At 55.2% G+C, this 6,865-nt stretch carries 8 protein-coding genes; all 8 read left to right on the top strand.

Annotated elements, in window-relative coordinates:
• A partial coding sequence (locus HXO69_RS08320; protein ID WP_296546463.1) for a 30S ribosomal protein S6 occupies positions 1-153 on the top strand: 153 nt, incomplete at its 5' end.
• Positions 154-248: 95 nt separating this feature from the next.
• Complete coding sequence (locus tag HXO69_RS08315) at positions 249-881, top strand: single-stranded DNA-binding protein (protein WP_005504055.1); 633 nt, start codon at positions 249-251, stop codon at positions 879-881.
• An 83-nt stretch (positions 882-964) separates the two neighbouring features.
• A complete protein-coding gene (gene rpsR, locus HXO69_RS08310) occupies positions 965-1,201 on the top strand; it encodes a 30S ribosomal protein S18 (protein ID WP_004005948.1) in 237 nt (78 codons plus the stop codon).
• Positions 1,202-1,221: 20 nt separating this feature from the next.
• Positions 1,222-1,674 carry a 50S ribosomal protein L9 gene (rplI, locus tag HXO69_RS08305; RefSeq protein ID WP_012904373.1) on the top strand — a complete coding sequence of 151 codons (453 nt, stop codon included), beginning with the start codon at positions 1,222-1,224 and terminating at the stop codon, positions 1,672-1,674.
• A 241-nt stretch (positions 1,675-1,915) separates the two neighbouring features.
• On the top strand, positions 1,916-2,221 hold the full coding sequence (locus tag HXO69_RS08300; RefSeq protein ID WP_044142258.1) for a hypothetical protein: 306 nt from the start codon (positions 1,916-1,918) through the stop codon (positions 2,219-2,221).
• Positions 2,222-2,865: 644 nt separating this feature from the next.
• Positions 2,866-3,672 (top strand): class I SAM-dependent methyltransferase, encoded by an 807-nt coding sequence (locus HXO69_RS08295; protein ID WP_049326735.1) that lies wholly within the window; start codon positions 2,866-2,868, stop codon positions 3,670-3,672.
• 324 nt (positions 3,673-3,996) lie between these two features.
• Positions 3,997-5,013, top strand: coding sequence for a glycosyltransferase (locus tag HXO69_RS08290; RefSeq protein WP_296546462.1), 1,017 nt, complete (start codon positions 3,997-3,999; stop codon positions 5,011-5,013).
• Between the two features lie 105 nt (positions 5,014-5,118).
• The gene (gene dnaB, locus HXO69_RS08285; protein WP_049349940.1) at positions 5,119-6,474 is read left to right on the top strand and encodes a replicative DNA helicase; all 1,356 of its coding nucleotides are present in this window, start codon (positions 5,119-5,121) and stop codon (positions 6,472-6,474) included.
• The last annotated feature ends 391 nt before the right edge of the window (positions 6,475-6,865 follow it).

Raw genomic sequence — 6,865 nt, 5'->3', positions numbered from 1 at the left:
ATCCAGAAGAAGTCTGAGGGTATCTACGCAGTGGTGAACTTCACCTCTACCCCCGAGACCGCAGCTGAGCTCGATCGTGTTCTGAACCTGAACGAGTCCGTCATGCGTACCAAGATCATCCGCCCGGAGGATCAGAAGATCTCCAGCAAGTAGTTGTTTCTTGCCGGTCGGCTGACCCCCTAAAAATGTCAGGGGGTTGCGCTGTACTGGATTCAACATACTTGTAACTCTTATCGAGGAGGCATCAAATGGCAGGCGATACCGTTATTACCGTTATTGGTAATCTGACTGGCGATCCGGAGCTTCGTTACACCCCTGCGGGTGCGGCGGTTGCTAATTTCACGATCGCATCGACTCCGCGTACTTTTAACCGCCAGACGAACCAGTGGGAGGATGGGGAGACCCTGTTCCTGCGTGCGTCGGTGTGGCGTGGTTACGCTGAGAATGTTGCAGAGACTCTGAAGAAGGGTACTCAGGTTATCGCGCAGGGCCGTCTGAAGTCTCGCTCGTACGAGACCAAGGAAGGCGAGCGTCGTACTTCGTTTGAGCTTGAGGTCGAGGAGATCGGCCCGACTCTGCGTTTTGCTACTGCTCAGGTGACTCGCGCACAGCGTTCTGCCGGAGGTAATAACTTCGGTGGCGGTGCGCAGGGTGGCTTTGGCGGTGGCGCTGGGTACAACGCTGCTGCTCAGGGCGGTTTCTCCGCTCCTCAGCAGAACAATTTTGCTGCTGCTCAGGGTAATGGTTACTCTGGCCAGTCTGGCTACTCCGCTCCGGCTGCTCCGGCGGCACCCGCAGCTCCTGCTGCTGATCCGTGGAGTTCTCAGTCTGGTGGTAACTATGACTGGGGTAGCGGCGCCGACGACGAACCTCCGTTCTAAGCCGGTTTCGTTTTCCGAATAGTAATTTATCAATCCATCCCGCGGTTATCCGCCGCGGGCTCCCAACTCTAAGGAGCACCACGATGGCTAAGGCTGAAATCCGTAAGCCCAAACCCAAGCAGAACCCCCTCAAGGCTGCTGACGTCACCGTTATCGACTACAAGGACGTCGCACTTCTGCGCAAGTTCATCTCCGACCGCGGCAAGATCCGCGCTCGCCGCGTGACTGGCGTGACCGTTCAGGAGCAGCGCAAGATCGCTCAGGCTATTAAGAACGCCCGCGAAGTTGCACTGCTGCCCTACTCCGGCGCTGGCCGCTAAAGAGAAGGAGAGACAGTAACATGGCTAAGATCATTCTGACTCAGGAAGTTTCCGGCCTCGGTGCAGCTGGCGATGTTGTCACCGTTAAGGACGGTTACGCACGTAACTACCTGCTGCCCCGCGGCTTCGCCGTGACCTGGACCCAGGGTGGCGAGAAGCAGGTTGAGTCCATCCGCGCCGCTCGTGCGGCTCGTGCTAAGGCTTCTCTGGAAGAGGCTCAGGCAATTGCTGCGTCCCTGGCTGCTAAGCCGGTTGTCGTTGCACACAAGGCTGGCGCTGACGGCCGCCTGTTCGGTACCGTCAAGGCTGAGGCTATTGCTGAGGCTATTGAGGCTGCTGGCGTTGGCTCCGTTGACAAGCGCACCATCCACCTGGGTTCCGCTATCAAGCGCACCGGTGAGTACAAGGTGACTGTCCGCCTGCACGCTGACGTTGTTGCTAACGTTGTCCTGGACGTCGTTGCTGCTGCGTAAGTAGATTTTTAGATATTCGACGCTGGTGCTTTGATGCTGCGGCGTTGAGTGTCGGACGGGGTGTCCCTCTTCGTGAGGGGCACCCCGTTTGTTGTACCCATAGCTGTGCCCGCTCCGGTGCATGTTTCACGTGAAACATTGTTTTTGAGAGGTTGAGAATAGGGGTAGGGCAGTAGAAGGATTGGTGGTTAGAGCGGTTGCGACTGCAAAGTACGCCAATTGACCCCGTAGACTGGTAGACATGGCTCGATCTTTTTCACGTTTGTCTTCTAGCGCTCAGCTTCTGTCCACGGGTGTGGTGTTGGAGTGCGTCAATTTGCTGCTGTGCGCTCTAGCGGTTATCCCATTTGCGGACGCGAATGTTGCTACTGCTCTTCTGCTTCTTTTGCTGGTAGTTGGCGGCCTTGCATCCAGTGTTGCGCTGGTGTGCGCGCTGGTGGGTCTGGTGAAGTTCCGTCAGTACCGCGTGGCCAATATTTGCTTGGCGGTTATTTCTGTAGTGGCTAACCCGTTGGTGCTGCTGGGTCTGTATATGGCGGCTTATTAGCCCGGTTTAGAGTCCGCAAACTGCACAATATCAAAGCTCTCAGGGTTCTGTTGGTTTTCTCCCAGCTTGTTTCCAGCGAAATTCAATCCTCCCATAAGGTTGGGGGTGTTTACTATAAGTGTTGGTTCGAGAGGACTGCGATGTGAATGTGTGTGTTTCGTGTAGCGGGGTCGCCCGCTAGCGAAAGAAGGATGGCAAGGCAAAAGCGCCTTGCCATCCTTCTTTTAACGCGACGTGTAGTTTCCGCGTGAAATCCGGGGCGCTGCACCCCGATTTTGAAGAAAAATCTATTCCCAGCTTTCTTACAGCTTTAACCTACAGGGAATAAAGGTTTACGCGTAATACTTTATATAGATGGTTCGAGAGGGCCATCAGAAAGTTGGACTTTCCTTGCGGAAGTGGCTCTGATTTTCGTATGTATGTGTGTGTGATGAGACTGGGGTTGGACTGAGAGGTTCAGCTCCAGTTTCTGTTTAATCTCTAGGATGTGCAGCAAGGGTGGCTGTAGTGGTGTTGCGGCATGCTGTAATAAAGGGCAACCACACTTCTATATAACGTCATATTTCCTTTCTTGGGGTGGCGGGTCTAGAATTAGGGAAGATAAATTTTGCATATTAAATACAAGTATTGAGGAGTTGTCTTCCGTGTCTAAGACCCCTTCCGTTCCCGGTACCGACCGCCCCGCCGAAAAGGCAGCAGGTCACTGGCTGCTGGCTCAGCTGGGCAAGAAGGTTCTGCGCCCCGGCGGCCGCGAGACTACCAACTGGCTGCTGGCTCGTGCTCTGGGCGGCGACATTGATGTCGTGGAGTTTGCGCCGGGCCTGGGTATTACCGCCCTGGAGATTGTGAAGCGTTCCCCCAAGAGCTACACCGGTGTGGATCTTGATCCCAAGGCTGCTGAAATCGTGACCGAGCGTATTGGCGCATCGACTAAGCCGAACTACCGTGTGGTGAATGCTAGCGCTCAGGAGACCGGTCTGCCCTCGGAAAGCTACGATGCCGTGGTGGGCGAGGCGATGCTGACCATGCAGACCGATAAGCACAAGCTGGAGATTATGCGTGAGGCGGCTCGTCTGCTGCGTCCGGGCGGCTACTACGCTATTCACGAGATGTCGCTGGTTCCCGATTATCTGCGCCCCGAGCTGAAGGAAGAGATTCAGAAGGATTTGGCGCGCACTATCCGCGTGAATGCCCGCCCGCTGACTGTTGCCGAGTGGACTGCTCTGGCGGAAGAGGCTGGCTTTGAGGTGCTGGATGTGTACCAGACCGATATGGCTCTGCTGGAGCCGAAGCGTCTGCTGGCTGATGAGGGTCCCGCTGGCGTTGCGAAGATTGCGTTCAATCTGGCGCGTAAGCCGCAGATTCGTGAGCGTGTGCTGGGTATGCGCGGTGTGTTCCGCCGCCACGCGGACCACATTGGCGCTATCGGTCTGATTCTGCGTAAGAAGTAAGACAGAATCACACCGCAAAGCTTATACAGCGAAACGGAGCCCCAGTATTCCTCTCTATCCGAGGGAATACTGGGGCTCCGTTTTACACTGGTGAGGTTATGAGCCGCAGATTCGGCTCAGTCATGTGTGCGCCTGCCGGAGTTTGTTATGAGCCGTATTCTTTTCTCTCCCGAAAGCTTCAATATGGGTGAAACCACGCGCTGCATTGAGATAGCGCGTGTGGCTCGGGAGCGAGGTCATACGGTCTTGTTCCACGTGTATTCCCCTAAGTACCTGGGGCTGCTGGAAAGCGCGGGGCTTCCTGTGCATCTTCGCGAGCCAATTATGAGCGATGCTGAGGCGGAGCAGATTATGGCGCTGGATCAGGGTAGGGGAGTGCGGCATCCTTTCACGACCGATATGGTGCGTCGGCGGGTCAACGCTGAGCTCGCGGCTATTCGTGACTTTAATGCGGATGCTGTGGTGATTGGTTCTAACCTGACGATGCTGCTGTCTGCGCGTATTGCGGGTGTCCCTATTTTCTATGCGCGCCCGTACGCTTACTCGTCGACGTATTTTTCGAAGAAACCTGTAGACGGCGAGCTTGCGGCACCGGGGTGGTTGCGTGCGGTGGCGCGGGTGTTGTCGTATAAGCCGACTTCTTTTACTCGTGTGGCACGTGAGCATGGGCTGAGGCTTCCTCGCCGTACTGTTGATATGCTCAGTGCCGACGTGAATCTTATCTGTTCTCTGTTTATGCAGCTGCGCGGGGATTCTTTGGTGGAGCCTGATGTTGGTGTGGGTCCTATTTATTACCGTGCGCCCGGTGAGCTGCCGCAGATTGTTCGCGAACCCAGGGAGCGGCCACTGATTTACGTGGGAATGGGCTCATCCGGCTCCGCAGATATTTTGGTGCAGGTGCTGCAGCAGTTGTCAGCCGCTCCGGTGGATGTGCTGGTCGGCGGCGGGGTGCAGCTCTCGGATACCAGCATGCTGGGCAGCAATATCCATTTCGCTGGGACTGTTCCGGCGCATCTGCTTGCCGGCCATATTGATGCCTCGATGACCCACGGCGGTGAGGGGACGGTACAGACGGCGTGCCTGGCGGGTGTGCCGTTTGCCGGTATTGCGATGCAGGCTGAGCAGAGCTGGAATATTGAGGAGTGCGTGCGCTACGGTAACGCCCTGCGCTTTACGAAGAATGATGTGCGCCGCGGCAATGTGCGCGATATTCTGGACCGTCTGCTCAGCGATGAGGGCATGCGCGCTAGGGCGCGGCAGCTGGGTGAGGCAATGCGCACTATGGATGGCGCGGCGCTCGCCGTTGAGAAGATTGAGGATTATCTGCGCGCTCCCCGTTAGGCGTGTATGTGTTTCGCGTGTGCCTTCGTGAGAAACTAGCATAGGAGTTCTGCAGAAGTTGTTTCTGGAACGTCGTAGATATCGGATTGAAACGCGAGGATAAGCATGTCTGAAACTGCCATTGATTATGGTTCCCGCACTATGCCTCATGATGATGTGGCTGAGCAGTCGGTGCTCGGTGGCATGCTGCTGTCGAAGGACGCTATTGCGGATGTGGTTGAGAGCCTGCGTGCGTCTGATTTCTATAAGCCGGCGCACGAGACGATTTATGAGGCGATTCTTTCTCTCTATGGTCACGGTAGCCCTGCGGATGCGATTACGGTTGCTGATGAGTTGAAGAAGCGCGGCGAGCTGACTCGTGTGGGCGGCGCGGCCTATATTCATACGCTGATTGCGTCGGTTCCGACTGCTGCTAACGCTCAGTATTACGCTGAGATTGTTAAGGAGCACGCGATTATGCGCCGCCTGATTGAGGCGGGTACGAAGATTGCTCAGCTGGGTTACGCCAATGAGACTGAGGTCGATACTTTGGTCGATCAGGCGCAGGCTGAGATTTATGCGGTGACTGATGGTAATGCGAAGGAAGATTATGTGTCTTTCTCTGAGGCGTTGGAGGAGACCATCAATGAGATTGATGCGAACTCGAACCGCCCCGATGGCGTGTACGGTGTGCCGACTGACTTTATTGAGTTTGATGAGCTGACCGGTGGCCTGCACGGTGGCCAGATGATTGTTATTGCGGCTCGTCCGGGTGTGGGTAAGTCGACTCTGGCTCTTGATATTGCTCGTTCTGCGGCTATTCATCATCAGATGACGACTGTGTTTTTCTCGCTGGAGATGAGTCGTACTGAGTTGGCGATGCGTATTCTCTCTGCGGAGGGCAAGATTTCGATGGGTCGTCTGAAGAAGGGTGACCTGGATACTGAGGGCTGGACGAACCTGGCGACTTTGCAGGGTCGTATTGATTCTGCGCCTCTCTTTATTGATGATTCGCCGAATATGACTCTGATGGAGATTCGCGCGAAGTGCCGTCGCCTCAAGCAACGTAATGATTTGAAGCTTGTGGTGCTGGACTACCTGCAGCTGATGAGTTCGGGTAAGAAGGTTGAGTCGCGTCAGCAGGAGGTTTCGGAGTTCTCTCGTAGCCTGAAGCTGTTGGCTAAGGAGCTGGATGTTCCGGTGATTGCGCTGTCTCAGTTGAACCGTGGTTCGGAGCAGCGTACTGATAAGCGTCCGATGGTTTCGGATCTGCGTGAGTCGGGTTCTATTGAGCAGGATGCGGATATGGTGATTCTGCTGCATCGTGAGGATATGTATAACCCGGATAGTGAGCGCGTGGGTGAGGCGGACATGATTATTGCTAAGCACCGTGGTGGCCCGACTCGTACTATCCCGTTGGCGTTTAGCGGTAAGTACTCGCGCTTCAACAATATGGCGAATGAGGCGCCTCCCCAGTACTAACCAGCTCAGCACTAAGCGTTTCAGTACTAAGCTTTCAGCACTCTGTAGCTTGTAGCTGTACCCCTCTTCTTCTGTTCCTTGCCGAACGGAAGGGGAGGGGCTTTTTGTACCTATAGGTATGGGCGCCCAGACGTAGGGCATGGGAATAGGGGCTGCGGAGGAGGCTCTAGAAGGCATTCTGTGAGGGTTTGAGTGGTTTCTTCTGCGTTTATAAGGTTTTTTGGAAGTTTTTTAAAGATTTTTTAGCACCCATAAAACACACTGACTAGGCACTTTGGTGCCTGGAGGGGTGTTTGAGACCTTTTCAAGGCCCTGTTTGTGTCCCACTTCACCCATTTTCGGGTTGCAGGGGCGTTTAGGCATCTGTATAGTTGTATGAGTCGCCGCGGCG

The sequence above is a fragment of the Rothia sp. (in: high G+C Gram-positive bacteria) genome, assembly GCF_015265375.1.
Classification (GTDB): domain Bacteria; phylum Actinomycetota; class Actinomycetes; order Actinomycetales; family Micrococcaceae; genus Rothia.
The sequence above is the reverse complement of the archived record's forward strand: the minus strand, read 5'-3'. Positions and strand labels throughout refer to the sequence as shown.

Coding starts and splice junctions, on each gene's coding strand:
- HXO69_RS08315 (WP_005504055.1), top strand. CDS start 249: ATGGCAGGCGATACCGTTATTACCGTTATTGGTAATCTGACTGGCGAT.
- dnaB (WP_049349940.1), top strand. CDS start 5,119: ATGTCTGAAACTGCCATTGATTATGGTTCCCGCACTATGCCTCATGAT.
- HXO69_RS08300 (WP_044142258.1), top strand. CDS start 1,916: ATGGCTCGATCTTTTTCACGTTTGTCTTCTAGCGCTCAGCTTCTGTCC.
- rpsR (WP_004005948.1), top strand. CDS start 965: ATGGCTAAGGCTGAAATCCGTAAGCCCAAACCCAAGCAGAACCCCCTC.
- HXO69_RS08290 (WP_296546462.1), top strand. CDS start 3,997: ATGAGCGATGCTGAGGCGGAGCAGATTATGGCGCTGGATCAGGGTAGG.
- rplI (WP_012904373.1), top strand. CDS start 1,222: ATGGCTAAGATCATTCTGACTCAGGAAGTTTCCGGCCTCGGTGCAGCT.